30 protein-coding genes are annotated in these 25,568 nt (G+C 42.9%); 6 read left to right on the top strand and 24 right to left on the bottom strand.

The window, feature by feature from the left end; genetic code table 11:
* Positions 1–3: 3 nt before the first annotated feature.
* From IEV52_RS01240 to IEV52_RS01230, 3 genes are read right to left on the bottom strand one after another with little or no spacing between them, the layout of a single operon-like run.
* The gene (locus IEV52_RS01240) at positions 4–1,434 is read right to left on the bottom strand and encodes an NADH-quinone oxidoreductase subunit C (protein WP_188400726.1); all 1,431 of its coding nucleotides are present in this window, start codon (positions 1,432–1,434) and stop codon (positions 4–6) included.
* Positions 1,431–1,946 carry a NuoB/complex I 20 kDa subunit family protein gene (locus IEV52_RS01235; protein WP_066244801.1) on the bottom strand — a complete coding sequence of 172 codons (516 nt, stop codon included), beginning with the start codon at positions 1,944–1,946 and terminating at the stop codon, positions 1,431–1,433. The genes IEV52_RS01240 and IEV52_RS01235 overlap by 4 nt, the downstream gene beginning before the upstream one ends.
* A complete protein-coding gene (locus IEV52_RS01230) occupies positions 1,937–2,311 on the bottom strand; it encodes an NADH-quinone oxidoreductase subunit A (RefSeq protein ID WP_188400725.1) in 375 nt (124 codons plus the stop codon). Before IEV52_RS01230 ends, IEV52_RS01235 begins: the two co-directional genes overlap by 10 nt.
* A 220-nt stretch (positions 2,312–2,531) precedes the next feature.
* On the opposite strand from IEV52_RS01230, the gene IEV52_RS01225 reads away from it, so the two are divergent.
* Complete coding sequence (locus IEV52_RS01225) at positions 2,532–2,729, top strand: hypothetical protein (RefSeq protein WP_188400724.1); 198 nt, start codon at positions 2,532–2,534, stop codon at positions 2,727–2,729.
* A gap of 33 nt (positions 2,730–2,762) precedes the next feature.
* On the top strand, positions 2,763–3,152 hold the full coding sequence (locus IEV52_RS01220; protein WP_188400723.1) for a DUF1722 domain-containing protein: 390 nt from the start codon (positions 2,763–2,765) through the stop codon (positions 3,150–3,152).
* Between the two features lie 268 nt (positions 3,153–3,420).
* On the opposite strand, the gene IEV52_RS01215 is transcribed toward IEV52_RS01220, so the two are convergent.
* The 4 genes from IEV52_RS01215 to IEV52_RS01200 all read right to left on the bottom strand — a co-directional run bounded on the left by IEV52_RS01215 (position 3,421) and on the right by IEV52_RS01200 (position 8,412).
* Positions 3,421–5,079: a glycerol-3-phosphate dehydrogenase/oxidase gene (locus IEV52_RS01215; RefSeq protein WP_188400722.1), complete on the bottom strand. Its 1,659-nt coding sequence runs from the start codon at positions 5,077–5,079 to the stop codon at positions 3,421–3,423.
* A 233-nt stretch (positions 5,080–5,312) separates the two neighbouring features.
* Complete coding sequence (gene glpK / locus IEV52_RS01210; RefSeq protein ID WP_188400721.1) at positions 5,313–6,815, bottom strand: glycerol kinase GlpK; 1,503 nt, start codon at positions 6,813–6,815, stop codon at positions 5,313–5,315.
* A gap of 27 nt (positions 6,816–6,842) precedes the next feature.
* The gene (locus tag IEV52_RS01205; RefSeq protein ID WP_188400720.1) at positions 6,843–7,670 is read right to left on the bottom strand and encodes an MIP/aquaporin family protein; all 828 of its coding nucleotides are present in this window, start codon (positions 7,668–7,670) and stop codon (positions 6,843–6,845) included.
* Positions 7,671–7,866: 196 nt separating this feature from the next.
* On the bottom strand, positions 7,867–8,412 hold the full coding sequence (locus tag IEV52_RS01200) for a glycerol-3-phosphate responsive antiterminator (protein ID WP_188400719.1): 546 nt from the start codon (positions 8,410–8,412) through the stop codon (positions 7,867–7,869).
* Positions 8,413–8,839: 427 nt separating this feature from the next.
* On the opposite strand from IEV52_RS01200, the gene IEV52_RS01195 reads away from it, so the two are divergent.
* The gene (locus IEV52_RS01195) at positions 8,840–9,019 is read left to right on the top strand and encodes a hypothetical protein (RefSeq protein WP_188400718.1); all 180 of its coding nucleotides are present in this window, start codon (positions 8,840–8,842) and stop codon (positions 9,017–9,019) included.
* Positions 9,020–9,474: 455 nt separating this feature from the next.
* Here IEV52_RS01195 and IEV52_RS01190 read toward each other — a convergent pair whose 3' ends face one another.
* The 10 genes from IEV52_RS01190 to IEV52_RS01145 form a co-directional block, all read right to left on the bottom strand.
* A complete protein-coding gene (locus tag IEV52_RS01190) occupies positions 9,475–9,882 on the bottom strand; it encodes a F0F1 ATP synthase subunit epsilon (RefSeq protein ID WP_188400717.1) in 408 nt (135 codons plus the stop codon).
* A gap of 22 nt (positions 9,883–9,904) precedes the next feature.
* The gene (gene atpD, locus IEV52_RS01185; protein WP_188400716.1) at positions 9,905–11,293 is read right to left on the bottom strand and encodes a F0F1 ATP synthase subunit beta; all 1,389 of its coding nucleotides are present in this window, start codon (positions 11,291–11,293) and stop codon (positions 9,905–9,907) included.
* 57 nt (positions 11,294–11,350) lie between these two features.
* Positions 11,351–12,205 carry an ATP synthase F1 subunit gamma gene (gene atpG, locus IEV52_RS01180; RefSeq protein ID WP_188400715.1) on the bottom strand — a complete coding sequence of 285 codons (855 nt, stop codon included), beginning with the start codon at positions 12,203–12,205 and terminating at the stop codon, positions 11,351–11,353.
* 119 nt (positions 12,206–12,324) lie between these two features.
* The gene (gene atpA, locus IEV52_RS01175) at positions 12,325–13,824 is read right to left on the bottom strand and encodes a F0F1 ATP synthase subunit alpha (RefSeq protein ID WP_188400714.1); all 1,500 of its coding nucleotides are present in this window, start codon (positions 13,822–13,824) and stop codon (positions 12,325–12,327) included.
* A gap of 19 nt (positions 13,825–13,843) precedes the next feature.
* Positions 13,844–14,395, bottom strand: a complete 552-nt coding sequence (locus IEV52_RS01170; RefSeq protein WP_188400713.1) for a F0F1 ATP synthase subunit delta — start codon at positions 14,393–14,395, stop codon at positions 13,844–13,846.
* Positions 14,392–14,910: a F0F1 ATP synthase subunit B gene (gene atpF / locus IEV52_RS01165; protein WP_188400712.1), complete on the bottom strand. Its 519-nt coding sequence runs from the start codon at positions 14,908–14,910 to the stop codon at positions 14,392–14,394. Before atpF ends, IEV52_RS01170 begins: the two co-directional genes overlap by 4 nt.
* A gap of 107 nt (positions 14,911–15,017) precedes the next feature.
* Positions 15,018–15,233: a F0F1 ATP synthase subunit C gene (gene atpE / locus IEV52_RS01160; protein ID WP_130293109.1), complete on the bottom strand. Its 216-nt coding sequence runs from the start codon at positions 15,231–15,233 to the stop codon at positions 15,018–15,020.
* A gap of 82 nt (positions 15,234–15,315) precedes the next feature.
* Positions 15,316–16,026: a F0F1 ATP synthase subunit A gene (atpB, locus tag IEV52_RS01155; RefSeq protein ID WP_188400711.1), complete on the bottom strand. Its 711-nt coding sequence runs from the start codon at positions 16,024–16,026 to the stop codon at positions 15,316–15,318.
* Between the two features lie 6 nt (positions 16,027–16,032).
* Positions 16,033–16,416: an ATP synthase subunit I gene (locus IEV52_RS01150; protein WP_188400710.1), complete on the bottom strand. Its 384-nt coding sequence runs from the start codon at positions 16,414–16,416 to the stop codon at positions 16,033–16,035.
* A complete protein-coding gene (locus IEV52_RS01145; protein ID WP_188400709.1) occupies positions 16,416–16,640 on the bottom strand; it encodes an AtpZ/AtpI family protein in 225 nt (74 codons plus the stop codon). The genes IEV52_RS01150 and IEV52_RS01145 overlap by 1 nt, the downstream gene beginning before the upstream one ends.
* Before the next feature lie 292 nt (positions 16,641–16,932).
* Here IEV52_RS01145 and IEV52_RS01140 point away from each other — a divergent pair, with 292 nt between their 5' ends.
* Positions 16,933–17,340, top strand: a complete 408-nt coding sequence (locus IEV52_RS01140; RefSeq protein WP_188400708.1) for a DUF3889 domain-containing protein — start codon at positions 16,933–16,935, stop codon at positions 17,338–17,340.
* A gap of 147 nt (positions 17,341–17,487) precedes the next feature.
* Here IEV52_RS01140 and upp read toward each other — a convergent pair whose 3' ends face one another.
* Both upp and IEV52_RS01130 read right to left on the bottom strand, forming a co-directional pair.
* Positions 17,488–18,117, bottom strand: coding sequence for a uracil phosphoribosyltransferase (gene upp, locus IEV52_RS01135; RefSeq protein WP_066293906.1), 630 nt, complete (start codon positions 18,115–18,117; stop codon positions 17,488–17,490).
* 566 nt (positions 18,118–18,683) lie between these two features.
* On the bottom strand, positions 18,684–19,919 hold the full coding sequence (locus IEV52_RS01130) for a serine hydroxymethyltransferase (RefSeq protein WP_188400707.1): 1,236 nt from the start codon (positions 19,917–19,919) through the stop codon (positions 18,684–18,686).
* A gap of 188 nt (positions 19,920–20,107) precedes the next feature.
* Here IEV52_RS01130 and IEV52_RS01125 point away from each other — a divergent pair, with 188 nt between their 5' ends.
* Complete coding sequence (locus IEV52_RS01125; RefSeq protein WP_188400706.1) at positions 20,108–20,566, top strand: hypothetical protein; 459 nt, start codon at positions 20,108–20,110, stop codon at positions 20,564–20,566.
* 20 nt (positions 20,567–20,586) lie between these two features.
* On the opposite strand, the gene IEV52_RS01120 is transcribed toward IEV52_RS01125, so the two are convergent.
* Positions 20,587–22,161, bottom strand: coding sequence for a gluconokinase (locus IEV52_RS01120; protein WP_188400705.1), 1,575 nt, complete (start codon positions 22,159–22,161; stop codon positions 20,587–20,589).
* 169 nt (positions 22,162–22,330) lie between these two features.
* On the opposite strand from IEV52_RS01120, the gene IEV52_RS01115 reads away from it, so the two are divergent.
* Positions 22,331–22,798 (top strand): GNAT family N-acetyltransferase, encoded by a 468-nt coding sequence (locus tag IEV52_RS01115; RefSeq protein ID WP_188400704.1) that lies wholly within the window; start codon positions 22,331–22,333, stop codon positions 22,796–22,798.
* Positions 22,799–23,019: 221 nt separating this feature from the next.
* On the opposite strand, the gene IEV52_RS01110 is transcribed toward IEV52_RS01115, so the two are convergent.
* From IEV52_RS01110 to IEV52_RS01095, 4 genes are all read right to left on the bottom strand, one after another.
* Positions 23,020–23,592 carry a TIGR01440 family protein gene (locus tag IEV52_RS01110; RefSeq protein WP_188400703.1) on the bottom strand — a complete coding sequence of 191 codons (573 nt, stop codon included), beginning with the start codon at positions 23,590–23,592 and terminating at the stop codon, positions 23,020–23,022.
* A gap of 34 nt (positions 23,593–23,626) precedes the next feature.
* Positions 23,627–24,067, bottom strand: a complete 441-nt coding sequence (rpiB, locus tag IEV52_RS01105) for a ribose 5-phosphate isomerase B (RefSeq protein ID WP_188400702.1) — start codon at positions 24,065–24,067, stop codon at positions 23,627–23,629.
* Positions 24,068–24,175: 108 nt separating this feature from the next.
* Positions 24,176–24,784 (bottom strand): low molecular weight protein arginine phosphatase, encoded by a 609-nt coding sequence (locus tag IEV52_RS01100; RefSeq protein ID WP_188400701.1) that lies wholly within the window; start codon positions 24,782–24,784, stop codon positions 24,176–24,178.
* Between the two features lie 115 nt (positions 24,785–24,899).
* Complete coding sequence (locus IEV52_RS01095; RefSeq protein ID WP_229754230.1) at positions 24,900–25,442, bottom strand: manganese efflux pump MntP; 543 nt, start codon at positions 25,440–25,442, stop codon at positions 24,900–24,902.
* Positions 25,443–25,568: the final 126 nt, after the last annotated feature.

The raw sequence follows: 25,568 nt of genomic DNA, 5'->3' as shown, positions 1-25,568 counted from the left end.
TATCTACACCTCCACGTCATGCGGTTCGTAATCTTTTCTAAGCGGATGCCCCACCCAATCATCCGGAAGCATGATGCGTGTTAAGTTCGGATGACCTTCAAACTGTATCCCTAAAAGATCATATGTTTCACGCTCAGGCCAGTTTGCGCCCTCCCATAACGGGGTAATAGAGTGGGTAACAGCACTTTCCCTGTCTATTTTTACTTTGAGAGCAACAGACTGGCGATTTACGTACGAATAAAGGTGGTTATACACTTCAAAATGCGTTTCAAAGTCTGTACCATGCATTTCGGACAGATAGTCAAAACGAAGCTGGTCATTATGCTTTAAAAACTCAGCGATTTTATAATAGGCATTGGGTTTAGCAACTAAGGTAGGCACGTCTTTGGACAATCTGTTGATATAGGAATCTTCTAGCACATCTTCTCCTAGATGTTCTTTGATGACTTTTATGTAGGTATCGAGGATAGGTTGGTTCTGTGATGGTTTTTCTTCTACCACCGGTTCTGCTGCGGCACCTTTTGCGTTTGCAGCAGCACGTGCTTTTGCAGCGGCTGCGGCCTTTGCCTTTGCGGCTGCTATCGCCTTTGCTTTCTCGTCATCACCACCTGTTTGGGATGGTGGTGTGTCGCTGCCTGCTTCTCGGAGCGCTTTTGCTTTAGCAGCAGCGGCTGCCTTTGCCTTGGCTGCGGCTGCGGCTTTCGCTTTGGCAGCTGCTTTTGCTTTCTCGTCATCTGAAGCTTTTTCGGCTGGTGCATCGCCGCCCGACTCTCTTGCCAATTTTGCTTTAGCGGCAGCGGCAGCTTTTGCCTTGGCTGCTGCAGCGGCCTTTGCTTTAGCAGCTGCTAATGCTTTTTGTTTAGCAAGATCATCTGAAGTTTCGTCGGTCGACTCTAGCGTTTCAGTAGTTTTCTCTCTTTCAGCCTGACGCTGTTTGGCAAGTTCTAGTGCTTTAGCCTTCGCTTCTGCAGCAGCTTTCTTTTTTAGTTCTTCTTTTGTTAACTCTGGTTCTGAAGCTGATTCTGGCGTTTCCACTGCCTTCGCTTTCTCAGCCTGACGCTGTTTCGCAAGTTCAAGCGCTTTGTCCTTCGCTTCTGCAGCAGCTTTCTTTTTTAGTTCTTCTTTTGTTAATTCTGGCTCTGGAGCTGGTTCTGGCGTTTCCACTGCCTTCGCTTTCTCAGCCTGACGCTGTTTGGCAAGTTCTAGTGCTTTAGCCTTTGCTTCTGCAGCAGCTTTCTTTTTTAGTTCTTCTTTTGTTAATTCTGGCTCTGGAGCTGGTTCTGGCGTTTCCACTGCCTTCGCTTTCTCAGCCTGACGCTGTTTGGCAAGTTCTAGTGCTTTAGCCTTCGCTTCTGCAGCAGCTTTCTTCTTTTGTTCTTCTATCGATAATCCTTCGTTTGACTCAGGATTTTGTCCATCATGCTCTTTTGTCATTCGCTCATCACCTTCTTGCCGGTCTTCGCTTCAAAACGGATCTTTTCTTGAAGCTTGTTGATGCCATATATGAGTGCAGCCGGGTTTGGTGGACATCCTGGTATATAGACATCCACGGGCACGATTTGATCAACCCCTTTTACAACCGCATACGACTTGATGTATGGTCCACCCGCTGTTGCACATGAGCCCATAGCAATTACCCATTTTGGTTCAGGCATTTGCTCATACAAGCGTTTTAAAACAGGAGCCATCTTTTTTGTTACCGTCCCTGAAACGATCATCACATCGGATTGACGCGGTGACGTTCGAAAGATACTTCCAAAACGGTCTAGGTCGTAATGAGAAGACCCTGTACCCATCATTTCAATCGCACAGCAAGCAAGGCCAAACGTTAAAGGCCATAAGGAATTGCTGCGGGCCCAGGCTTTCACTTGCTCAAGTGTCACCATGAATACGTTACGATCTAATTCGGCGCGTTCTTCAGCCGTAAGCTCCCACTTTATGTCCATTTAAGCACCTTCTTTTTCCAAGCGTATACAAGACCTAACGTTAAAAGAACAACGAAAATTCCCATCTCAATAAGGGCAAACACACCTAACTCTTCATAGGCAACGGCCCAAGGATATAGAAATACAGTTTCAACATCAAAAATAACAAACATAAGCGCAAACAAATAATAGCGGACATTATATTGAACCCAGCTTTGATGAAATGGCTCGATTCCGCTTTCGTAAGTGGTGTATTTTTCAGCTGAAGGCTTATAAGGACGCAGCACACGGCCTGCAGTTAAAGCGACTACCGGCAACAGGATCCCTAAAAATAAAAATACTGCCACAATGAGGTAATTGTTTTGATATAGGTGATAAAAATCCATTCTGACTACCTCCTAATCTTCAGAATTTTTTAAATTATGTAACCGCTTTAATTATAGCAAATTCCATATTTTGTGTCGATGTGATTCTTCACATATCCCTTAAGCACTATAGTATTGTTCTATTCTTATTTTTCTATAGAAATGTTCATAATCCTGTAAATTTTTTGCATGAGAGTCATAGAAAGTTAGCAGTATGATAGAGTTAAAGGAGAGATGCTGAATGGATTTCTGGTGGATTGCTTATTTCTTGATCGTTGTGATCTCAATTGCTGGCTTAGTTGGTACTATCATGATCTCTAGAACTCAAGATGAAAAATATGAAAGCTCAACAAAGCAAAATCTTGTACGTTTAACAGGCATTTATGCTGTGGTTATCCTTATCTCACTCGTTGCCCTTGCTCTGTACATTTACATTTGATCGAATGTCAGTATATAAAGGATGGGATTTCACTTGAAAAAAGAGACAGAAATACTTTGGGCAAGTGAAAAGTATTCGATTATGGCAAAAGGCTATAATTTTTATAAAGAGATTCAGGGAAAAATGAGAGAAGCCGCGTTTGAAGCTGATTACAAAGAGATTATGATGATGATCGCCGATTTTAGTGAGAAGCCGTTTGAGCGTCGAGCACTTGGCAATACACTCGAACACGTTTGGGGATACTTTAAAGAGTCTGCAGATGAATCAGATAAACAGCACTTTTTTTCGTTGTTAGCAACGTTAAGAGATTCAAATGAAAAGTACTTTAATGACGTTCCCTATGAAATTGGTCTATTTTTGCAATTTTTGCTTCAAAAATACCCTTCAGATTACTTATCACGTTCCACTTTTATAAAAAATTGAGGATGTTCCCGGAGTTCATAGGGAGTATCCTTTTTGTTTTAGTTATATTAGGGTAGTTTCGGTGAACGAAACTCATCTTTAATGATACCTCGGTCGGGTACATAACATTTATTCAAGAAAAAATTACATTAATCCAGCAAAAAACACAGTTATTCCGGCGAGTTTATGGCTTAATTCAGCGAGTTTTACCCATATATCGGCAAGTCGACTGATCACGACAAGTTCCGAAAAAAAGGACATCCCCAGTAACCCAGGGACATCCACCCTATTAAATCGCCTCTACCGACAACCTTAATTGCTCTTCAAACTCTTCCGCATGATCGCGTTTTTGCTCAGCATCCCAGCCTAACTTATCTGCCATGCAGTTAATCACACTGTCTTTCCACTTGTACACCGTATCAATATCAAAGTACAGAGCAGAGATACGGCGGATTAAAAAGTCGGATGGCGTTGATGTCATCTCATACTCCAGGCCATAAAGAAGTGAAGCATATAAACTTTTCGGTAAATTGTAGCTCTTCGCTTCTCCACCGCGTTCCTTCATAAAGCTATACAACACATCGATGTTCGTACCATAACGCTGAACGAGTTCTTTCGCCTTTTCTTCATCAAGCCCTAATGCCAAGCCTTCCTGTACTTTTGTTCGCAGGAAGTCACCGAAGTTTTCGCTGCCGCCCATCTTTCCGCCTGATAGTTCCAGGTGCTGTGTTCTGCAATCCGGAAACTTTGAGCCTTCTTCCTCTCTAAGCTGATCGCGGACAAGATCGACTACTTTTTCCGCCATCTTCCGGTAACCTGTTAACTTACCGCCTGCAATCGTCAGCAAGCCAGATGGAGAACGAAAAACCTCATCCTTACGCGAGATTTCAGAAGGCCCTTTTTTCGGCTCGTGGATCAATGGACGCAATCCTGACCAAGAAGACTCCACATCATCACGAGTGATCTTCACATCTGGGAACATGAAGTGGATAGTATTCAGAACGTACTGAAGATCTTCCTCCGTCATGCCTGGATTCGCTAAATCCCCCTTATAATCGGTATCTGTTGTACCCACATATGTTTTACCTGCTCTCGGGATCGCAAACACCATTCTGCCATCTTTTGTGTCGTAGTACACTGCTTGTTTAAGAGGAAACTTTGAACCATCTATAACAAGGTGGATTCCCTTTGTATGATGAATTTCTTTACCTGTTTTTGAGCGGTCTACTTCACGAAGCTCATCTACCCATGGACCTGTTGCATTCACGATTTTCTTTGCATAGATCTCGTGTACCTCACCAGTCAACTGATCCTCTACTTTTACACCAACCGCTCTCTTGCCGTTATAGATAAATCTAGTAACCTTCGCATAGTTGACAGCTGATGCACCACGGTCAACAGCTTCTTTCATGATTTCTAAGGTTAGTCGAGCATCATCTGTTTTGTACTCAACATAATAGCCTCCGCCAAGAAGTCCATTCTTTTTCAAAAGAGGTTCATGTCTTAATGTTTCTGTAGCAGAGAGCATCTTTCTGCGTTCTTTTCGCTTAACACCTGCTAAGAAATCATACACTTTTAAACCGATCGAAGTAGAGAACTTACCGAACGTTCCTCCTTTATAAAAAGGCAGAAGCATCCATTCTGGCGTGGTGACATGCGGCGCATTCTCATAAACAATGGCTCTCTCTTTCCCCACTTCAGCGACCAGCTTCACTTCAAACTGCTTTAAATAACGAAGACCACCGTGAACAAGCTTTGTGGAACGACTTGAAGTCCCCGCTGCAAAGTCTTGCATCTCCAATAGGCCAACTTTCATTCCGCGCGTCTGGGCATCTAGTAAAATACCTGCTCCTGTTACACCGCCTCCGATTACGAGCAGATCTAACTTTTGCTTTTTCATCGCTTCAATAATGGCCTCTCTGTTATAGGTTGAAAATGATGCTTTCATTTTCTTTTCACTCCTTTTGTGTACAGAACCGTTGGTATTTTAGGATACGGGTAGTTTTCCCGCAATTCGCTACTGCAACACACGGTTTTTATCGTAAGGTGTTTAAAGCCACGCAAAAAAGACCACAAGAACCCCGCATCGTTTGTACGAGGTTTTGTGGTCTCTCCTGATCTCCAACCGGTTCAATATCAACTTGTTTTTAGTATAACGCACTTTTATTTACTTTTAAAGGGTTATGCTTTCGGTTTATAAGCAATTGTTGCCTCAACAGCTTGCTTCCAACCATCATATAGGTTCTTACGCTCTTCTTCCTTCATGTTTACGCCGAAGTCTTTGTCCACTTTCCACTTTTCTGCAATTTCGTTCCGATCGCTCCAGAAACCTACTGCAAGCCCTGCTAGATAAGCAGCTCCAAGTGCTGTTGTTTCGTTGATCTCAGGCCGCTCGACCGGAACATTTAGAATATCGCTCTGGAACTGCATGAGGAAGTTATTCTTAACCGCTCCGCCATCCACACGCAGTTTCTTCAGTTCGATCCCTGAATCTGCTTCCATCGCTGTCAGCACGTCTTTCGTTTGATATGCAAGCGATTCTAACGTTGCTCGGATAAAGTGTTCTTTTTCCGTACCACGTGTTAAGCCAAAGATCGCACCTCGTGCTTCTGAATCCCAGTATGGTGTTCCGAGTCCGACGAAGGCAGGTACCACATAAACGCCATCTGTTGAAGAAACGCGTTCTGCATATTCCTCGCTGTCTGCTGCATTCTTTAGCATTCGAAGTCCGTCACGCAGCCACTGAACAGCTGAACCAGCTACAAAAATACTTCCTTCAAGTGCGTATTCCACTTTTCCATCTATGCCCCAAGCGATCGTTGTTAGGAGGCCATGCTCTGACTTAACTGCTTTTTCACCTGTGTTCATGAGCATGAAGCAGCCTGTACCGTATGTATTTTTTGCCATTCCTTTTTCATAGCATGCTTGTCCGAAGAGTGCCGCTTGCTGGTCACCCGCGATTCCTGCGATCGGAATGTTCTTGCCGAAAAAGTGATAATCGATCGTTTCGCCATAAACTTCTGAAGAAGATTTCACTTCAGGAAGCATCGATTTCGGAACACCTAGGATCTCGATCAATTCTTCGTCCCACTTTAGGTCATAAATGTTGTACATAAGTGTTCGTGAGGCGTTGGAGTAGTCAGTCACGTGTGCCTTGCCGCCAGTCAGCTTCCATACGAGCCATGTATCGATCGTTCCAAAAAGCAGGTCTCCATTTTCTGCTTTTTCTCGTGCACCCTCTACATTATCAAGAATCCATTTTACTTTTGTCCCGGAGAAATAAGCATCGATCAAGAGTCCAGTTTTATCACGGAACTTGTCGTTCAGTCCTTGATTCTTCAACTCATCACAGATTACTGCCGTTTGCCGGGATTGCCATACGATTGCGTTATAAACAGGCTTCCCTGTGTTCTTATCCCAGACAACGGTCGTTTCACGCTGGTTTGTGATTCCGATCGAAGCAATTTCACCAGGGTCTGTATCTGTTTTAGAAAGCACCTCAGCGACTACAGCAAGAATCGTTCCCCAGATTTCTAGAGCGTTATGTTCTACCCATCCTGGCTTAGGAAAATGCTGCTTAAACTCTTTTTGGGAGATTTCAACGACTTCTCCCGCTTTGTTAAAAAGAATCGCTCTGGAACTCGTTGTTCCTTGGTCGAGTGCAATGATATATTTTTTTTCCATCCGTAAAACCTCCCATAGTTTTCTTCTTTAGTTTTCTATCTCTGCTCCATATGGCAATGCATGTGTCCCTTTGCTTCCTGAGAAAAACGTTAATGCCAATATTCCGAATGAAAAAGCTGTCCATATCCAGAATAGGGTTGTAACTTTCCCTGTAAAGACTGCTTGATAAAATAATGCGCCGAACACACCGCCTAGTACTGGGCCTGCTACCGGAATCCATGAATACGTCCAGTTGGAGCTTCCTTTCCCGGGGATCGGCAAGATAAAGTGTGCGATTCTCGGACCTAGATCACGCGCAGGGTTAATCGCATATCCTGTTGGCCCTCCGAGTGACAACCCGATCGCCACGATCAAGAATCCGACGATTAAAGGATTCAAGCCATCAGAAAATTTATTCGCTCCGATTGACAATAATCCTACTAGTAAAACGGCTGTTCCAATAAATTCTGATAAAAGGTTTGAAAATGTATGCGGAATAGCTGGGTCTGTAGAGAAGACGCCTAGTTTTACCGCAGGATCATCTGTAGCTTTCCAGTGGGGAAGAAAGTGAAAATAGACAACCATCCCTCCGAGCATCCCGCCGATCATTTGAGCAAGGATATAAGCTGGTACATCTCCCCAGGCAAATTCCCCGATTGATGCGAGTCCAAGCGTTACTGCCGGGTTAAGGTGTGCCCCGCTAAAACTCCCAACAGCGTAAACAGCCATTGCAACAGCTAGTCCCCAAGCGAGAGCTACAACGATCCATCCGCCGCCTTGAGCTTTCGATTTATTTAAGGAAACGTTCGCAACAACTCCACCTCCAAAAATAATTAAAATCATAGTACCGATTAGTTCTGCCATGAATGTCGACATTATAATTCCTCCTTTTTTTACAAAGGTGACAAGCACTGTTTTAAGTACTGAAAAAAACAAAAAAGACCCATCAAAAGATACTTATAGTTTGTACTATAAGTAAACTCTTGTGGATCTCCATGTTCTCCGTCACGTTATGAACTTGTCTCTATTATAACAAGGATGAAAGCGGTGTCAAACATATTTCAATAGAACTTTATATCCACAATTCCGGATTTGAAGTTGTTACCGCTTCTGCACCTGCTTGAAGAGCTTCAGTCACGTTGACTTTTGTACGAATCAGGCCGCCAGCAATAATCGGTATGCCGGCTTGCTGCCTCACTTCTTTAATGATCTCCGGCATGATGCCTGGTAAGACCTCTAAATAGTCTGGCTGTGCGCGTTCGATCACCTTATAACTTGTTTCCAGTGCTAATGAATCTAGTAAGAATAACCGCTGAACGGCAATCATGTTCTTCTTTTTTGCTCGGATGATACAGTTAGATCGAGTTGATATAATGCCTGCAGGCTTCATTTCTTGTGCTAAAAAATCTACGGCATATTCATTCGCTTTCAACCCATTGATCAGATCAAGGTGAACTAAAACCTTTTTATTTCTTTCGTTTGCCATATTAATCATGAACTTCAACTGACTGATGTGCGTATCTAGACATACGATATATGTATATTTGCTGTTCAGCAGCTTCTCAAAGTCCTTCATTTTTCGAGCTGCTGGTAAAACTTTTTGACCGTGAAAGCTCATCTTGCACACTCCTCATCTTTCCATATCATGAACCATCAACCCTTTTTTATTGATAAAACTTTAGGGCATCGCCTTTTTTACATATTTAGTGATAATAACACATACCTCCACATATGGACGAGCATTTAATAAGGTATAGCATTTTGTAAAATGCTCTTAAAGCAGCAAGCCTTCCTTTTTAAGGAGGTGATTTAGAATTAAGAAACGAAAAAAACCGATCAGCTGTCCTCAAAATCCGATCAGAAATGAAATTGCTGAAGCTGCAGACATCCCAGAAGTGCAAGCAATTCGTGAAGCAATAGAACGATTGTTAGGAACGAGATCAGAATTTTTCACACCTGAAAATTTCCACTATGTATATCGCCAATTTGATTGATTTTGTAAGAGAATAATGCGCGATACACCCATATTAAAGGCTGTGTTAAGGATGTTAAAGAAAAGAAAGAAACACGTTCTTTCACCTGTCGGCAGTTTTCGAAACCCGTTTGGTGATGAAGTGGCTCAGGCTGTGGAAGTAACGGAAACCAACGCAATTACTGATGAAAATGGAGATCAGCACTGGTTAAGAAGGGTATCAGGGTCTCCGTCGGTATTTGGAAGAAGCTAGATAAGATCAATCATCATGTCTTTCAACCTCCAAAACGAGAATGATGATGATGTTATATCCCCCTCTGGACTTGTTTTAGGACGAGCAGAGGGGATGTTTCGTTTCTATGAGCTCGTATATTTGAAAAAAAGCGACTTAATTGCCGCTTTTTTCAATTTTGGAAGTTGATTTTAGTCTTTAAGAGTACAAATAGGTGCAGTTTCGGGTCCGAAACTACCCATAACCTATTCCTTTGGGGTGCTGAAGCGGGTAATTAAAGAAATTTGGATATTAATCCGGCAAATTTGGTAGTTAATACGGCGAGTTTTAACTATAATCCGGCGAGTTTAGGTAATATATTGGCGAATCGACAAATTATGCCCAAATTCGACTTGTGTAGTTGTGCACCCCTGACTAATAAGCAAACAAAAAAGCCCCTCAACTCCCAAATAGAGCTGAAGGACTTTCTTCTAAAATTAACGCTTCGCTGCTACATCGATACGGTTGATCGCACGTTTAAGCGCATACTCCGCACGAGTGGCATCCAGGTTGTCTTGTTTGTTGCCTGCAAGACGCTTCTCGGCACGTTCTTTTGCTGCACGTGCACGATCCACTTCGATGTCGCCAGCAACTTCAGCAGCTTCTGCTAAAATTGTGACTTTTTCAGGTCGCACTTCAATAAATCCACCGCTAACGGCCACGTATTGTGTTTTCCCATCAACGTCGTGAACACGCACGGCGCTGATCGTTAAAGGAGCTACAAGAGGGATATGGCCTGGAAGAACTCCAAGCTCCCCGCTTTTTGCTTTCGCGCTGACCATTTTCGCATTTCCTTCAAACACAGGACCATCAGGGGTTACTACGCTGACTTGAATGGTTTTCATCCAATCTTACCCCTTTCAGGCATTAGGCCAAAGTTTTTGCTTTTTCAATAGCATCCTCAATAGAGCCTACGAGATGGAACGCTGATTCCGGAAGATCGTCGTATTTTCCTTCAAGGATTTCTTTGAATCCACGAACTGTTTCTTTAACAGGAACGTATGAACCTTTTTGTCCTGTAAATTGTTCTGCAACGTGGAAGTTTTGGGACAAGAAGAACTGGATACGACGCGCACGGTGTACAACAAGCTTATCTTCTTCAGAAAGCTCGTCCATACCTAGGATCGCGATGATATCTTGAAGTTCTTTGTAACGCTGTAACGTCGCCTGTACGTTACGAGCTACTTCGTAGTGTTCTTCTCCAACGATCTCAGGAGAAAGTGCACGTGATGTTGAAGCTAGTGGATCTACCGCTGGATAGATACCCATAGCTGTTAGTTTACGCTCAAGGTTCGTTGTTGCATCTAAGTGAGCGAACGCTGTAGCTGGAGCCGGATCCGTATAGTCATCGGCAGGTACATAGATCGCTTGGATAGATGTTACAGAACCTTTTTTCGTAGATGTGATACGCTCTTGTAATTGACCCATCTCAGTTGCAAGAGTTGGCTGGTAACCTACCGCTGATGGCATACGGCCAAGAAGGGCAGATACTTCAGAACCTGCTTGCGTGAAACGGAAGATGTTATCTACGAAGAAAAGAACGTCTTGTCCTTGTTCATCACGGAAGAATTCAGCCATTGTCAAACCAGAAAGAGCGATACGTGCACGTGCTCCAGGCGGCTCGTTCATTTGTCCGAATACCATTGCCGTTTTCTTGATAACACCAGAGTCGCTCATCTCGTGGTAAAGGTCGTTTCCTTCACGAGTACGCTCACCAACACCTGCGAATACGGAGATACCACCGTGCTCTTGTGCGATGTTGTTGATCAGCTCCTGGATAAGAACTGTTTTACCTACACCCGCACCACCGAAAAGACCGATTTTTCCACCTTTTACGTATGGAGCGATAAGGTCAACAACCTTGATTCCTGTTTCAAGAATCTCAGTTTTTGTTGTTAATTCTTCAAAAGAAGGTGCTGAACGGTGGATCGGGTCACGGCGAACATCTGCCGGTACTGCCTCACCAAGGTCGATGTGGTCACCTGTTACGTTAAATACACGTCCAAGTGTTGCTTCACCTACTGGTACAGAGATCGGTTTTCCGCTGTCCACGATTTCCATTCCACGAACAAGACCATCCGTTGAATCCATTGCAATTGTACGAACCATGTTATCACCAAGGTGAAGTGCGACTTCTAGTGTTAAGTCAACACCCTCAGCGTTAACAGTTAAAGCGTTAAGCAATTCTGGAAGCTGGCTTTCAAACTTTACGTCAACGACCGGTCCAAGAATCTGAGTAATATAGCCTTTATTCATCGGTTTCCCTCCTATCTTACTTTGCACATGATGCACTTTCTAGCTTTTTAAAAAAGCCTATTCAAGTGCTGCTACACCGCCGACGATTTCCGTAATTTCCTGAGTGATAGCTGCTTGACGCTCACGGTTGAAGGAAAGTGTCAATTGACCGATCAGTTCATTAGCGTTATCAGTAGCATTCTTCATCGCAGTCATACGAGAAGCGTGCTCGGCTGCTTTCGCATCAAGTAAAGCACCATAAATCAAGCTCTCTGCATATTGAGGAAGAAGCACTTCAAGGATCTCATCCTCTGAAGGTTCATACTCATAAGAAGCGTTTGATTTTGTTGCAGCGATATCTGTTAGAGGAAGAAGCTTCTTCTCCGTCAGATCGCTCTGAATGGCACTTACAAAATGGTTGTAATACATGTAAAGCTCATCAAACGTCCCGTCCGCATAAAGACCTACTGCCTTTGATGCGATCGCCTTAATCTCAGCAAAGGATGGCTGGTCTGCCACACCTGTGATGCTGTCTAGGATAGACATCTTACGGCTTTTGAAAAAGTTCACACCCACTTTACCGATTACGATCAGCGCATACTCATCAGCTGATTTGTGACGCTCTTGAATCGTACGATAAACGTGGCGTAAAATATTTGAGTTATATGCTCCTGCCAATCCACGGTCAGCGGTTACGACGAAGTAACCCGTCTTCTTCACTGGTCGTGTTAAAAGCATAGAGTGTTTCGCGTTGCTGCTACCAGATGCAATGCTTCCTACCACTTCTTGGATTTTCTCCACGTAAGGGCCGAAAGATTTTGCATTCTGCTCAGCACGGTTTAGCTTTGCCGCTGAAACCATCTCCATCGCTTTTGTGATCTGCATGGTCTTCTTAGTAGAATCAATTCTAGCTTTTATATCTCTTAATGCCATTCATTTTCACCACCTTTATTGGTAGTTTAAAAATCGGTAACCCTCATTTTAAACATAGTAAGCTGGTTGCAGGGCACGGCTAACCGCCGCACCTCTGCTTTTAAAGTCTATTTAAAATCTTACGCGAATGTCTTTTTGAATGCTTTAATCGCTTCGTCTAAGCTGTCGCCTTCAGGAAGTTTTCCAGTCGTCTTGATTTGATCAAGAACGTCTTTAGAGTTAGCTTCCATGTGTGCGTAAAGTGCTTCTTCAAAGCGGTTTACATCTTCTACAGCTACATCATCGATGTAACCGCGAGTCAATGCATAAAGGATCGCAACTTGATGCTCAACCTTAAGCGGCTTGTGCAGTCCTTGTTTAAGTACTTCAACTGTACGTGCACCACGGTTAAGTTTCGCTTGAGTTGCTTTATCAAGGTCAGATCCGAACTGAGCGAATGCTTCTAGTTCACGGTATGAAGCAAGGTCCAGACGAAGTGTACCGGATACTTTACTCATCGCTTTGATCTGAGCTGCTCCCCCTACACGGGATACGGAGATACCTGCGTTGATCGCCGGACGAACACCGGAGAAGAACAAGTCAGATTGTAAGAAGATCTGTCCGTCTGTGATAGAGATAACGTTTGTTGGAATATAAGCAGATACGTCAGATGCTTGCGTTTCAATGAACGGAAGCGCTGTGATCGATCCGCCACCTAAATCGTCATTCAACTTCGCTGCACGCTCTAACAAGCGAGAGTGAAGGTAGAAAACGTCCCCTGGATATGCTTCACGGCCTGGAGGACGGCGAAGGAGCAAGGAAAGTTCACGGTATGCAGCAGCTTGCTTAGAAAGATCATCATAAATGATCAATACATGCTTGCCAGCCCACATGAACTCTTCAGCCATTGATACCCCAGCATATGGAGCAAGGAACAACATTGGTGCAGGCTGAGAAGCAGATGCTGATACAACGATTGTGTAATCAAGCGCTCCGTGTGAACGAAGTGTTTCTACTACGCCCGCAACTGTTGATTCTTTTTGTCCGATCGCTACATAGATACAGATCATATCTTGGTCTTTTTGGTTAAGGATCGTATCGATCGCTACAGCTGTTTTACCTGTTTGACGGTCACCGATGATAAGCTCACGCTGTCCGCGTCCGATTGGCACTAGTGCGTCAATCGCTTTGATACCTGTTTGAAGCGGCTCATGTACGGATTTACGAGCCATTACGCCTGGAGCTTTTTGCTCGATAGGACGAGTTTTTGTAGTCGCAACTGGACCTTTGCCGTCGATCGGCTGTCCAAGAGGGTTAACTACACGGCCAAGAAGTTCTTCACCTACAGGAACTTCCATGATGCGGCCTGTACGTTTTACTTCGTCACCTTCACGAATTTCTTGGTAAGGCCCAAGAATGATGATACCTACGTTGTTTTCCTCAAGGTTTTGGGCCATACCCATTACACCGTTAGAAAATTCTACAAGCTCACCAGCCATTACGTTATCTAATCCATGGGCACGGGCAATACCGTCACCGACCTGGATAACTGTACCCACATCATTAACTTCGATCTCAGATTGATAGTTTTCAATCTGCTTTTTTATTAAAGCACTGATTTCTTCAGCTTTAATGCTCATGAATTTCACCCCTATCCTTCTAGCTTCCGTTAGAAGCTAATTGACGTTCCATTCGATTCAACTTTCCGCTGATGCTTCCGTCAAAAATACGGTTGCCGATGCGGATCTTAATTCCTCCAACGAGAGAAGAATCTACAATATTATTAATGCGCAACGCTTTTTTGCCGACACGGGCAGCAAACGTTTGCTCCAACTTCTGTATCTCTGAGTCTGATAAAGGACGTACAGAATATACATTTGCGTCGGCAATGCCTTGTGCCTCATTTGCTAATTCAATGAACTGCGCTGCCATCTCTGTGATGTATGTGTAACGGTTGCGGTCTACCATAAGATAGATCGTGTTCATTACAGCTGTAGAAAGGTCAGCTCCAACGCTTTCTTTGATCAGTTCTTTCTTTTGATCTTTTGATACTTTTGGATGTGAAAGAACTTTTTGAAGATCCTTATTGATCTCCAGTACGTTCTTCACAAGACGCAATTCAGAAACTGTATCTTCAAGTTTCGTAACACCAACTACTTCAAATAGTGCTAATGCATAACGTTTTGCTACGATTGCTTGATCTTTGCTCATCGAGACTCGCCTACCTCTTGAAGGTATTCGTTAATGAGCTTCTCCTGAGAGCTTTCGTCAAGTTCTTTTGCAATAACTTTAGAAGCGATCTTAACGGATAGAGCAGCAACTTCTTGACGAAGTGTAGCAACTGCTTTTTCTTTTTCAGAAGCGATCTCAGCTAATGCAGCTTCTTTCACACGCTCAGCTTCGTCACGAGATGCTTTAATGATAGCTTCTCCTTGTGCTTCACCTTGCTTTTTCGCATTATCAATGATAGCTTTTGCTTCTTCTTTCGCTTTCTTCAACTCTTCAATCTGAGTCTCAAGATAGCTTTTAGCTTCTTGACGGGATTTTTCAGCCGCATCAATTTCGCTGTTGATATGTGATTGGCGCTCTTTCATGATTCCCATCAATGGGCCCCATGCGAACTTACGCAATAATACTAGTAGGATTAAAAATGCAACCAGCTGGTATAAGATATCACCTGTGTTCAGTCCTCCACCTGCAGCAGCACCTAGAATTAAGTATTGCACACCATTTCCTCCCTTCAATCAATCATACATAAGGAATGGCGAAGGGTAGTCCCATAAGGAAACTTGCTTCGCCATTATAGAAATCGTAATAAACAATGGTTGTTAGATTATTCAGCGCCAAGTGCGATGAACGCGATAACAACACCGATGATTGGAAGTGCCTCAACTAACGCAACCCCGATGAACATTGTTGTTTGAAGAGTACCACGTAGTTCTGGTTGACGAGCGATCCCCTCAACTGTACGTCCTACGATTAAACCGTTACCAATACCAGCACCAAGTGCCGCTAGACCTACCGCGATTGCAGCTGCAATAAGATTCATGATAAAATTTCTCCCTTCTGAATTCCCTTAAAGTTTTTATGAAAATGGGCTTCTATAATAGAAGCTTGGTTTTTCCCAAAAATTAGTGATCGTGGCTTACTTTATGTGCCAAGTAAACCATTGTCAGCATTGTGAAGATAAACGCTTGGATTGCACCAACGAATACTGAGAACCCTTGCCATATAATCATCGGGAAGATTCCTAAAACCCCAGCAAAGATACCTGAATGTGACAAACTTACTAGAAGTGCTAAGAGCATCTCACCTGCAAAGATGTTACCGTAAAGACGAAGACCAAGCGTTAATGTGTTCGCAAACTCTTCAATAATCTTTAGCGGGAACAAGAACTTCATTGGCTTGAAGAACTCAGCTCCATATTCTTTGACCCCTTTCATTCTCACACCGTAATAGTGTGAAAGCGCGACTACCATAACAGCAAGTGTCAATGTAATGGTTGGGTCTGCAGTAGGGGACTTCCACCATAGATTATGGTCGACTGCTACTGCAAAAGGTAATCCCAGCATGTTGGAAACGAAAATATACATAATAAGCGTAAGACCTAAAGCAAGAAAACGTCCGCCCGTATGCCAGTCCATTGTGCTGTTGATGATTCCTTTTACGAAATCGACTACCCATTCAAGGAAGTTTTGCATTCCTCCTGGTCGCATTGACAGGGATCGAGTAGCGAGTACCGCAATAAGGAAAACAATAACGGATGAAACTGTGATCATTAGTACGTTTGACAGATTAAAAGTCAAACCTAGAAAATCAGCTGTAACTGCACCATGTTCCACCTATGTTCACCTCTTTTCCTTTGGAGTACTAAAGCTTTTAGTTAGTGAATCTATTAACATGATAATGTAGACTGACATCAATCCCACTACCACACTTAATAAATGAAAATATTCCGGGTATTTCATTGCGATGAGCACCGCTAACCCTGCAAAGAGGAGTCTAGAAAGTGAACCGAGCGTTTTCACTCTTTTCTGCTGAATAACTGCTTGTCCCATCCGTTCAATCTTCGAGTACATGCTCCAAAGATTGTAGAGGCTGAAAGCAGTTCCTAGAGCCAGTCCTAAGAAGATGGCTTTATAAGGAGTGACAGCATAACCGATGAATAGTAGAGAGAGAAGATACAATGTGTACTTTATGTATTTAAAAAACACTGATTTGTACTCATTCATCATTGCCCGTCTCCTGAAAACTTTGATATTAAGCGGATCATCCCGTAAACACCTGTTCCAAGACCTAGAAACAACCCGATGATAAGAAAGATTGGAAATTCATTGCCTAGATATTCATCCAGCCATTTCCCTCCAAAAAGTCCAATCAAAATGCATCCAACAAGCTGAGAAAGAATGCCAGACATTAAAGCCATCGCTTTATAAGGGCGTTTCCCGTTGCTCATATCGTATGGACTCCTTCCTACTGGAAAACTGGTAATATTTTTTCTTGAAAACCCTTGAAAATACAAGAATGTAAACCTTACCATATTCCCTTTGTAAGAATACAATAGTGACATTTCTATGTCAACGACTATCGGGACGGTTTATTAAATAAATTGTGGAAATTTTGTGGCTTGTTTTAATGGTTTATTATTCACTTTGTTTACTATCTATACCTACTATTTCCATTATCCTGAATAAATATATGCATTTGATAAATACTTACATTAAATATATGGAAGGAGCTTGTTCGACATGAAACAAAAAATATTAATTTTATTAGCAGTTATTGCGGTTTTCGCTTCAGGCTGTAACATCAATGATAAGAAGCCTATGGAAGAATCTCGTGATATGAGAAATAATGTAGAACAAGATCGGAATAAGCCGCTGAACGTGCAATATAACGATCAGACCCCAGCCAACATGACTGATATTGATTATGCCAAGTGGGGTAGGATGGCATTAGAGGAAACGAAAAAGAAGTACCCGAACAGCGAAGTAAGCGACTATGAATATGATACCCGCCGCGTAGCACCAGATGGCACGATCTCTGACTTTTTTGATTTCACAGTCTTTCAAGATGGCAAGAAGCGTTTAGTAAAAGTGGGTGTCATGCATACGAATGAAAAGCTGATCGATATGAAGTTTGAAGAGATGACCTAAGAGACTTTTGGTTAGAGGAGCAGCCCGTTTGTCGGGCTGTTTTTTGTGCAGAGGGTGTATAAATTGAGCGAGCATGGAAATAACCAAAAAAACTGACCCTTCGGAGGCTAGAAATCCTCCAAGAGTCAGTTTTGTTCATTCTTTAGATTATTTTGTCCCGAATAAACGATCTCCAGCGTCACCTAGACCAGGCACGATATATCCGTGGTCGTTCAGCTTTTCGTCAAGTGCTGCTAAGAAGATGTCAACGTCTGGGTGCTCGTCCTGAATCACTTTCACACCTTCTGGAGCTGCCACTAAGCACATAAGTTTAATGTTTTTCGCGCCGCGATTTTTGATTGAAGTGATTGCTGCAGAAGCTGATCCGCCTGTAGCAAGCATCGGGTCGATCACGATGAAGTCACGCTCTTCCACATCAGATGGAAGTTTCACGTAATATTCAATCGGTGTTAACGTTTCAGGATCACGATAAAGACCCACATGTCCTACTTTTGCTGCCGGAATCAGTTTAAGGATACCATCTACCATACCAAGTCCAGCACGAAGAATCGGTACCAGCCCTAACTTTTTCCCTGCGATTGTTTTCATTGTCGCTTCAGCAACTGGCGTTTTTACAGTAACTTCCTGTAATGGAAGATCACGCGTGATCTCAAATGCCATAAGGCCCGCCACTTCATCTACAAGCTCGCGAAATTCTTTAGTACCCGTTCTCTCATCACGGATGTATGTTAGTTTATGCTGAATTAACGGATGATCAAGGACATATACATTGCTCATGTTTTTAAGCACCTCTCCTTATGTAACATATATTGTCGTTCAAAAAGCATCTCTAGCATTGTACAGAAAAACATCTTTCACTTCAAGGAAAACTAACATGTAATTGCCCCGAATCCAAACTCCAAAATTTACATATATAACTCTCCTACTACTATTCCCCTTTTTCAGGTACAAAACCATACAAAAAAGAAGATGGATTCGTATCCATCTTCAACAACTTGATCTATAATGACCGTTTTGAAGGGACAAAACGATCCTCATTTCATTTCAGGAAAACACTTTTGAGCAGCGCTTGTAATGATCACGGACAATAGTCTTACGATCACGGAAAATCACGCTCTAATCACGGAAAAAACATACTTTATCACGGAAAAATAGGGGTTAATCACGGGAAAAGCCTCTATAACCTAAAATATGTCCTCTCCAAAAAGACAGACAATACCAGCCAACGGTTCAAACCCTTCAAAACATCAGTATATTTCAATTCTGCCTGTAAGAATAAAAACTAAAAATCCTGTTACACAAAGAAAACCAGTTTCTGCTTAGAAACTGGTTTTTTCTTTCTATTATTCGTACAACTTATATTTTCCTGCTAACTTTTCAACGCGTGATTCTGCATCTTTTAAGACTGTTTCGTCCTCAATGTTCTTCAAAACAGATGCCATAATTGATGCGATCTCATCCATGTCTTCTTCTACAAAACCGCGAGATGTTACAGCTGCAGTTCCAATACGGATACCGCTCGTCACAAACGGGCTTTCTTTATCGAAAGGAATCGTATTTTTGTTTACTGTGATGCCGATATCATCAAGGGCTTTTTCAGCCACTTTTCCTGTTAAGGCAAGCTCGCTCACGTTGATCAAGATCAAGTGATTATCAGTGCCATCAGAAACAAGTGTGATGCCTTCTTTTTTAAGAGATTCCGCTAAACGCTTCGCATTCTTTACGATCTGCTCGGCATAGTTCTTGAACTCATCTGTTAACACTTCACCAAAAGCAACCGCTTTTGCAGCGATCACGTGCATCAAAGGACCACCTTGGATGCCAGGGAAGATCGACTTATCAATTTTCTTCGCGAATTCTTCTTTACATAAAATCATTCCTCCGCGAGGTCCGCGAAGTGTTTTGTGTGTGGTAGTCGTTACAAAATCTGCATAAGGAACTGGATTTTGGTGAAGGCCTGCCGCGACTAAACCTGCGATGTGGGCCATATCCACCATAAGGTAAGCTTCAACTTCGTCTGCGATCTCACGGAACTTCGCAAAATCGATTGCACGCGGATATGCGCTAGCTCCCGCCACAATCAGCTTCGGACGGTGTTCAAGTGCTTTTTGACGAACATCTTCATAATCAATGACGTTTTTCTCCGGATCTACACCGTACTCAACAAAGTTATATTGAATACCAGAGAAGTTTACAGCACTTCCGTGTGTTAAGTGACCGCCATGAGAAAGGTTCATTCCAAGAACTGTGTCACCTTGCTCAAGAATCGTAAAATAAACGGCCATGTTGGCTTGCGCACCAGAGTGAGGCTGAACGTTAGCATGTTCCGCTCCAAAAATTTTCTTTGCGCGGTCTCTTGCTAGATTCTCAACAACATCGACGTGTTCACATCCGCCATAATAGCGTTTTGCCGGGTAGCCTTCTGCATATTTATTTGTAAGAACGGAGCCTTGTGCTTCCATTACGGCTTGGCTTACAAAGTTTTCAGAAGCAATCAATTCAATTTTCGTACGCTGGCGATGCAATTCATCCATAATGGATTGGTAGACTTCTTGATCAGCTGTTTTCAAATGGTTCAATTTCGCTTCCCCCTTACCTTATGTGAAAAAATTATTATGATTGTAACATACCCCTCTATCTTACACGTTAAAGCTGCAAGTTGTAAGAGCAAATGCACAAGTGTGAAAATTCATTTTATTTCATAGGGATGAACATGATATGATGTTACATAATAGAGATAGAGTTATCCAAAAGGGGTGTTATCATCATGATGAAAAAGTGGTTTGGAGCAAGTCTCCTTGTTTTAGTACTAGCTTTAGCAGGCTGCAGTGAAGAAAAAGCAAAGCCTGAACCAAAAGCGGATACGACAGAGAAAAAAGCTAACGAAGAACAAAGCACAGCTGATGATTTAGCTGGTCAGCAGGCTGAGATCATTAAGAACATGGAAGAAAAGGCTGTAGACCTTGATCCAACAGCACTTGAGAACGATCCGAACGCTTATGAACAACAGATTATTAAAGCGACTGGAACTGTTAGTGCTCATGCTGAGAAGGGAATGGGCGGCAGCTTCGAGATGAAGGTTGGCGACACAACTTTTAAAGTGATGAACTTTACGATGGACAGCAGTTTTTCAGAAGGATCTGAGATAACGGTTTATGGGAATGTAAAAAACGGTAAAGACGCTAAATCAGGTCTTCCTCTGATCAATGCCACATATATAAATTAATTAGAAAAAAAGAGCGGATGTTATTTTCCGCTCTCTTTTTTAGGTTTATTTTGAAAATCATGAATGGCTTTATATTGATCCTGCATCGCATCTGATAGAGACTGATAGAGATTGAACAGTTCTTCATAGATTTCTTGGTTTTCGTGATTCGGCATAACCTTTTCATATTGCTTTGTTTCCATCGGTGCTTCTTGCAGCCATTCTGTTTCCCCGAGAGCAAACCTGCCGAGAAGGACCGCACCAAGACACGAGCTCTCCGTATGTTCAGGTATGCTTACTTCTGTTTGAAAAACATCAGCTAAAATTTGTTTCCATAGCGGTGAATTTGTAAAGCCGCCCGTTGCAAAAATTTTAATTGCTTTAGTATCGTCAACGTGATCTTTAATAAGACTGTACACACTGTATAAATTTAGGATCGTTCCTTCCAAAACAGCGCGCACCATGTGTTTTTGAGTATGACGCAGCGTAAGACCGATAAAAGAACCCTTCGCTTGTGCATCCCATAATGGTGCCCGTTCACCAGTTAGATAAGGCAGAAACAATAGCCCTTCTGCTCCGGGCTCGACACTTTCCGCTTCTACTGAGAACGTTTCATATGCACTCTCTCCCTCTTTTTGAAAAAGATCATGAATCCACTGAAACGCGAGTCCTCCGTTGTTAACCGGTCCACCTGATACCCAATGTTTTTCCGTTATCGGATAACAGAACGTACGGCCTTCTGCATCAAGCACTGGTGATGTGGAAGTGGTTCTAATCGCCCCGCTTGTTCCAATGGTTACAGCCACATCGCCAGGTGAAATCGCACCTACACCAAGATTGGATAAAGGACCATCTGTGGCGCCGATCACTACTTTTACCAATGGGTCAAGACCGCTTTCTTTTGCTAGAGTTTCAGATAAAGTTTCCCAATAAAAAGTCGTCGGCTGTATGGCTGGCAGTTTTTCCGGTGTGATGGCTGCTAGCCGCAACGCTTCTTCATCCCATGTTAATTCGTGCATGTTCCATAAACCCGTTGCAGCAGCAGAAGCATAATCGGTTACCCACTCACCGAACCATCTATAAAGTATGTAATCTTTTATTCCCACAAAACTTGCAGCTTTCCGAAAAATATCAGGCGATTCGTTTTTTAGCCACTGCAGTTTAAAAAGAGGTGTCATCGGATGTAGTGGGACACCTGTCCGTTTATACAGGTCAACCGCATCAGAGCTTCCTTTTATTGAGGCGGTATACGGCTCGCTGCGTGTATCTGCCCAAGTTATGCTTTTTGTGAGAGGTGTTCCGTCACGATCTACTGCAATCAATGAATGCATCGCTGTACTGAACGAGATAAAACCGATCCGCTCTGCTAAGCCACCGCTTTTTCTTACCGTTTCTCGTAACGAGTAAACGACTGCTTCATAGATTTCATCAGGATTTTGTTCCGCTGATCCTGGTTCTTCAGATAGCAGAGGATAACTTTTTGAGTGATGCGCAACAGCCGCACCTCTTTCATCAAAAAGGACGACCTTTGTGCTCGTTGTCCCTATATCAATGCCAATCGCATAATCTCTCAAAATTCCAAATCTCCTTTCAACATTCAAAAAAGGGATCGGCATTAGTATGCCCTCCCTTGTTCAGTAAGCATTTTACTTATCAAAACCACCATTTCATCTAAATATGGCATTAATCCTATTAATCATACTATTCAATGCTTGAGGAATCACTTAATATAGATGTAAATGAGTTCTTCCTTTTTTAGGGAGCAAATAAGAGGAGAAATGGACGATGACAACTTTTACGATTCGCCAGGTGGTTTTAGAAGATCTGGAGCAGCTAAAGGGACTAATGCTCCGCTATATCGTTGATTTTTATAAAGGAAAGACACCTGAAGGAACAAAACTTGAGGATCATATTAAGCACTTATTGTCTTCAAAGGAAGCGGGGACGCAATTTGTAGCGGAAACAGAAGATGGTGTTCTTGCCGGATTTGCGACGCTCTATTTTTCATTCAGCACCACGCGGGTGCAAAAGATCGCCATTTTGAACGACCTTTTTGTTGATGGTGCATATCGTGGATGTGGATTGGGAGAAAAACTGTTTCAGCATGTGCTGAATTACACGAAAAATGAAGGTTACGCGTACATGTCGTGGCAAACAGCTGTCGATAATACATCTGCTCAGGCACTTTATAAGAAAATGGGAGGAAAAAATATCAATTCCGAGTGGATTCATTACGAAATTGAACATAATTAGGAGGTTTGGCTGGTCCCAAGCTTCTGCTCCTTACAAAATGGCTGCAAGATATGGCCGTAAAGAAGCTAGGTAGACTTAATTCCAGAAAGATGACTACTAAATCCACGAGTTTTGGCCATATATCCACGAGTGTGCAATGCTCGTTATATTTCGACACGCCCCACACCATCCCACGACCAACACGTAAAGAAAAAAGCCCTCATCAAGAGGGCTTTCCTTATTTAAAAACAACGAATGTCTTCTTTGCTCGGATACACAGCGCGTTCGCCGCCGATCAGTTTCGGGCGGGTTTTGGCCAGTGTTACGTGTGCGGCACCCACTTTCTTAACTTCACTGCGGACAGGTACTGCGACGTGCTTTAGGTGCATTCCAATAAAGGTATCACCGATGTCAATCCCTGCGTCGGCTTTTATATATTCAACGATTACGGGTTCGTTCATATGGTGGTAGGCATGTGTAGCCAATGCGCCTCCAGCTGAACGGGCTGGAACGACCCGGACTTCTTCATAGCCTCGTTTTTCTGCTTCTTCGCGCTCCATAACGAGCGCACGATTCAAATGTTCACAGCATTGCACGGCAAGTGCAATTCCTGTTTCTTCTTGAAACTGGACGATACCGCTGTACAGAGCACCAGCTGTATCCATCGTGCCTGATGTGCCAATTCGTTCACCAATTACTTCACTAGTGCTTGCTCCTACCACTAATAATTGAGACGGTTTTAATTGTGCATGCTTTTGCAGATCTTGCAAAACATTCAGGACTTGGTCTTGAATTTGTTGGAGCTCATCGCTCATTAGATGGTCTTCCCTTCATTATTTGGGTTTATTGCTATTGGCCTTCGTATTGAGAGATTTTATCTACACGGCGACCGTGGCGTCCACCTTCATATTCTGTCGTCAGCCATACTTTTGCAATTTCCAATGCTAGACCTGGACCAATGACACGCTCACCCATGGCAAGTACATTGCTGTCGTTATGCTGTCTGGTAGCTTTTGCACTGAACAGATCATGAACAAGCGCGCAGCGAATGCCCTTTACTTTGTTTGCTGCAATGCTCATTCCGATTCCGGTCCCGCAGATTAAGATTCCGCGATCTGCTTCGCCGTTTGCTACTTTTTCAGCTACAGGAATGGCATAGTCCGGATAGTCGACAGATGTATCGCATTCACAGCCTACATCCTCTACTTCCATACCCAGCTCCTCAATCAAGCTGATGATTTCTTTTCGTAATTCCACTCCTGCGTGATCTGATCCAATTGCTACTTTCATGTTGTGTGCACCTGCTCTCTCATACTTTTTTCCATTATATGCTGTAGATATGCCCTATTCAATGTCACTGCATGGCAATTTAGGACAACTTTACTTAATTATGTCCTACTACTTCATGCTATCGTCTTTTTTCACTAATTTTTCAATCAGCGCTTCAATTTCATCCCGAGTTTCTTGATAAAGATGAAGAGGTCCGCCGAACGGATCGGAAATGTCTAAAGACGGAACCGCGCTTTCCAGCTGCATTCGTCTTTCAACGAGCGGCCTTACTTCTTTTTCGAACTCTTTTTTTACATCTTCACTATTCGGGTCCTTCGACATATATTGAAGTTTCAGCATTTCAATCTCTGTATACAACTCATAAATCTCTTCAATTTTCTTTTGTTCTTCCTCGTCCATTACGTATTCTTTTAATGTGTACGTTTTGTTTACAGAATCTGGCCATCTTCCCACTAGTGCGTGTTTATGGCTTTCTGTCATCGTTAATATGAGGTCAGCCCACTCGACCAGATAATCAGAAACACCTTGTGACTGATGATTCTCTTTAATTTTTCTTTCCAGAAGGGCATGTGATGCATTCGAGCTCATCACGGCACCGTTTCCGGCAAATACGCCTGCAGACTTAACGTTGAACTTGCCTTTGCCTTTTTCACGTAGAATGGCTTCTGCCATCGGACTGCGACAAGTGTTGCCTGTACAAATAAATAACACGTTCATGGAGTATTCACCTCATATTCTAGCTTTCCCCATTTTCGGTATGGTTTAACGTGATTATATTTAGTATATCATCGGTTTAACGAATAAAAAAATGTAGATCGCTTCCCTCTTTTGACTAAAAAGGAAAAAGAATCTTCACCCCAAATGCGAGTAAGATACAGCCGCCAAAGGCTTCCCCGTAAGAGCCGAACCATTTTTGCACTTTCTTTCCCATGATCAGTCCAGCCCATGTTAAAAGCATGCTCATCATGCCAAACATCAAAATGGTAAGCCATGTTTTTGCACCATAGATTCCAAGTGATAAACCAACAGAGAAACTGTCCAATGAGGCACTTAATGCAAATACGAACAACCCTAAACCAACAGGCTGTACGAGAGGCTCATCGTTACTCGAAAATGAGGAACGAATCATCGTTACCCCAAGTATGACAAGCAGAAGCCCGCCAATAAGGCCTGCGATATTACCAAAGTGGAGCAAGATCTGCTTTCCGATCGTCATTCCCGCGAGCGGCATCAGCATATGGAAAAGCCCTATCGTAATCCCTATTTTCATGATCTGCTTTAATCGAAGTGATAACATACCCATGCCCAGACCAATTGAGAAAGCGTCCATACCTAGCGCAACGGACATAAATAAAAGTGTCATCCATTCCCCCATCGTTGCCAAATAGTTCCCACTCCTTTAACCATCATACTTTCAACCTATGCATGTCTACTTGTAAAAAGAATAAAAACTATACAAGCTGTTGACTGTTTAAAAATTGTTCACTTACGGCTTAGGAGG

It is taken from the genome of Fictibacillus barbaricus (assembly GCF_014635025.1).
In the GTDB taxonomy this organism is placed as follows: domain Bacteria; phylum Bacillota; class Bacilli; order Bacillales; family Fictibacillaceae; genus Fictibacillus; species Fictibacillus barbaricus.
This window is presented reverse-complemented; position numbering and strand designations above follow the sequence as displayed.

Excerpts from the sequence above, each read along its gene's own strand:
- IEV52_RS01240 (WP_188400726.1), bottom strand. The coding sequence starts at position 1,434 with ATGACAAAAGAGCATGATGGACAAAATCCTGAGTCAAACGAAGGATTA.
- IEV52_RS01235 (WP_066244801.1), bottom strand. The coding sequence starts at position 1,946 with ATGGACATAAAGTGGGAGCTTACGGCTGAAGAACGCGCCGAATTAGAT.
- IEV52_RS01230 (WP_188400725.1), bottom strand. The coding sequence starts at position 2,311 with ATGGATTTTTATCACCTATATCAAAACAATTACCTCATTGTGGCAGTA.
- IEV52_RS01225 (WP_188400724.1), top strand. The coding sequence starts at position 2,532 with ATGGATTTCTGGTGGATTGCTTATTTCTTGATCGTTGTGATCTCAATT.
- IEV52_RS01215 (WP_188400722.1), bottom strand. The coding sequence starts at position 5,079 with ATGAAAGCATCATTTTCAACCTATAACAGAGAGGCCATTATTGAAGCG.
- glpK (WP_188400721.1), bottom strand. The coding sequence starts at position 6,815 with ATGGAAAAAAAATATATCATTGCACTCGACCAAGGAACAACGAGTTCC.
- IEV52_RS01205 (WP_188400720.1), bottom strand. The coding sequence starts at position 7,670 with ATGTCGACATTCATGGCAGAACTAATCGGTACTATGATTTTAATTATT.
- IEV52_RS01200 (WP_188400719.1), bottom strand. The coding sequence starts at position 8,412 with ATGAGCTTTCACGGTCAAAAAGTTTTACCAGCAGCTCGAAAAATGAAG.
- IEV52_RS01195 (WP_188400718.1), top strand. The coding sequence starts at position 8,840 with ATGTTAAAGAAAAGAAAGAAACACGTTCTTTCACCTGTCGGCAGTTTT.
- IEV52_RS01190 (WP_188400717.1), bottom strand. The coding sequence starts at position 9,882 with ATGAAAACCATTCAAGTCAGCGTAGTAACCCCTGATGGTCCTGTGTTT.
- atpD (WP_188400716.1), bottom strand. The coding sequence starts at position 11,293 with ATGAATAAAGGCTATATTACTCAGATTCTTGGACCGGTCGTTGACGTA.
- atpG (WP_188400715.1), bottom strand. The coding sequence starts at position 12,205 with ATGGCATTAAGAGATATAAAAGCTAGAATTGATTCTACTAAGAAGACC.
- atpA (WP_188400714.1), bottom strand. The coding sequence starts at position 13,824 with ATGAGCATTAAAGCTGAAGAAATCAGTGCTTTAATAAAAAAGCAGATT.
- IEV52_RS01170 (WP_188400713.1), bottom strand. The coding sequence starts at position 14,395 with ATGAGCAAAGATCAAGCAATCGTAGCAAAACGTTATGCATTAGCACTA.
- atpE (WP_130293109.1), bottom strand. The coding sequence starts at position 15,233 with ATGAATCTTATTGCAGCTGCAATCGCGGTAGGTCTAGCGGCACTTGGT.
- IEV52_RS01150 (WP_188400710.1), bottom strand. The coding sequence starts at position 16,416 with ATGAATGAGTACAAATCAGTGTTTTTTAAATACATAAAGTACACATTG.
- IEV52_RS01145 (WP_188400709.1), bottom strand. The coding sequence starts at position 16,640 with ATGAGCAACGGGAAACGCCCTTATAAAGCGATGGCTTTAATGTCTGGC.
- IEV52_RS01140 (WP_188400708.1), top strand. The coding sequence starts at position 16,933 with ATGAAACAAAAAATATTAATTTTATTAGCAGTTATTGCGGTTTTCGCT.
- upp (WP_066293906.1), bottom strand. The coding sequence starts at position 18,117 with ATGAGCAATGTATATGTCCTTGATCATCCGTTAATTCAGCATAAACTA.
- IEV52_RS01125 (WP_188400706.1), top strand. The coding sequence starts at position 20,108 with ATGATGAAAAAGTGGTTTGGAGCAAGTCTCCTTGTTTTAGTACTAGCT.
- IEV52_RS01120 (WP_188400705.1), bottom strand. The coding sequence starts at position 22,161 with ATGCCGATCCCTTTTTTGAATGTTGAAAGGAGATTTGGAATTTTGAGA.
- IEV52_RS01115 (WP_188400704.1), top strand. The coding sequence starts at position 22,331 with ATGACAACTTTTACGATTCGCCAGGTGGTTTTAGAAGATCTGGAGCAG.
- IEV52_RS01110 (WP_188400703.1), bottom strand. The coding sequence starts at position 23,592 with ATGAGCGATGAGCTCCAACAAATTCAAGACCAAGTCCTGAATGTTTTG.
- rpiB (WP_188400702.1), bottom strand. The coding sequence starts at position 24,067 with ATGAAAGTAGCAATTGGATCAGATCACGCAGGAGTGGAATTACGAAAA.
- IEV52_RS01100 (WP_188400701.1), bottom strand. The coding sequence starts at position 24,784 with ATGAACGTGTTATTTATTTGTACAGGCAACACTTGTCGCAGTCCGATG.
- IEV52_RS01095 (WP_229754230.1), bottom strand. The coding sequence starts at position 25,442 with ATGGGGGAATGGATGACACTTTTATTTATGTCCGTTGCGCTAGGTATG.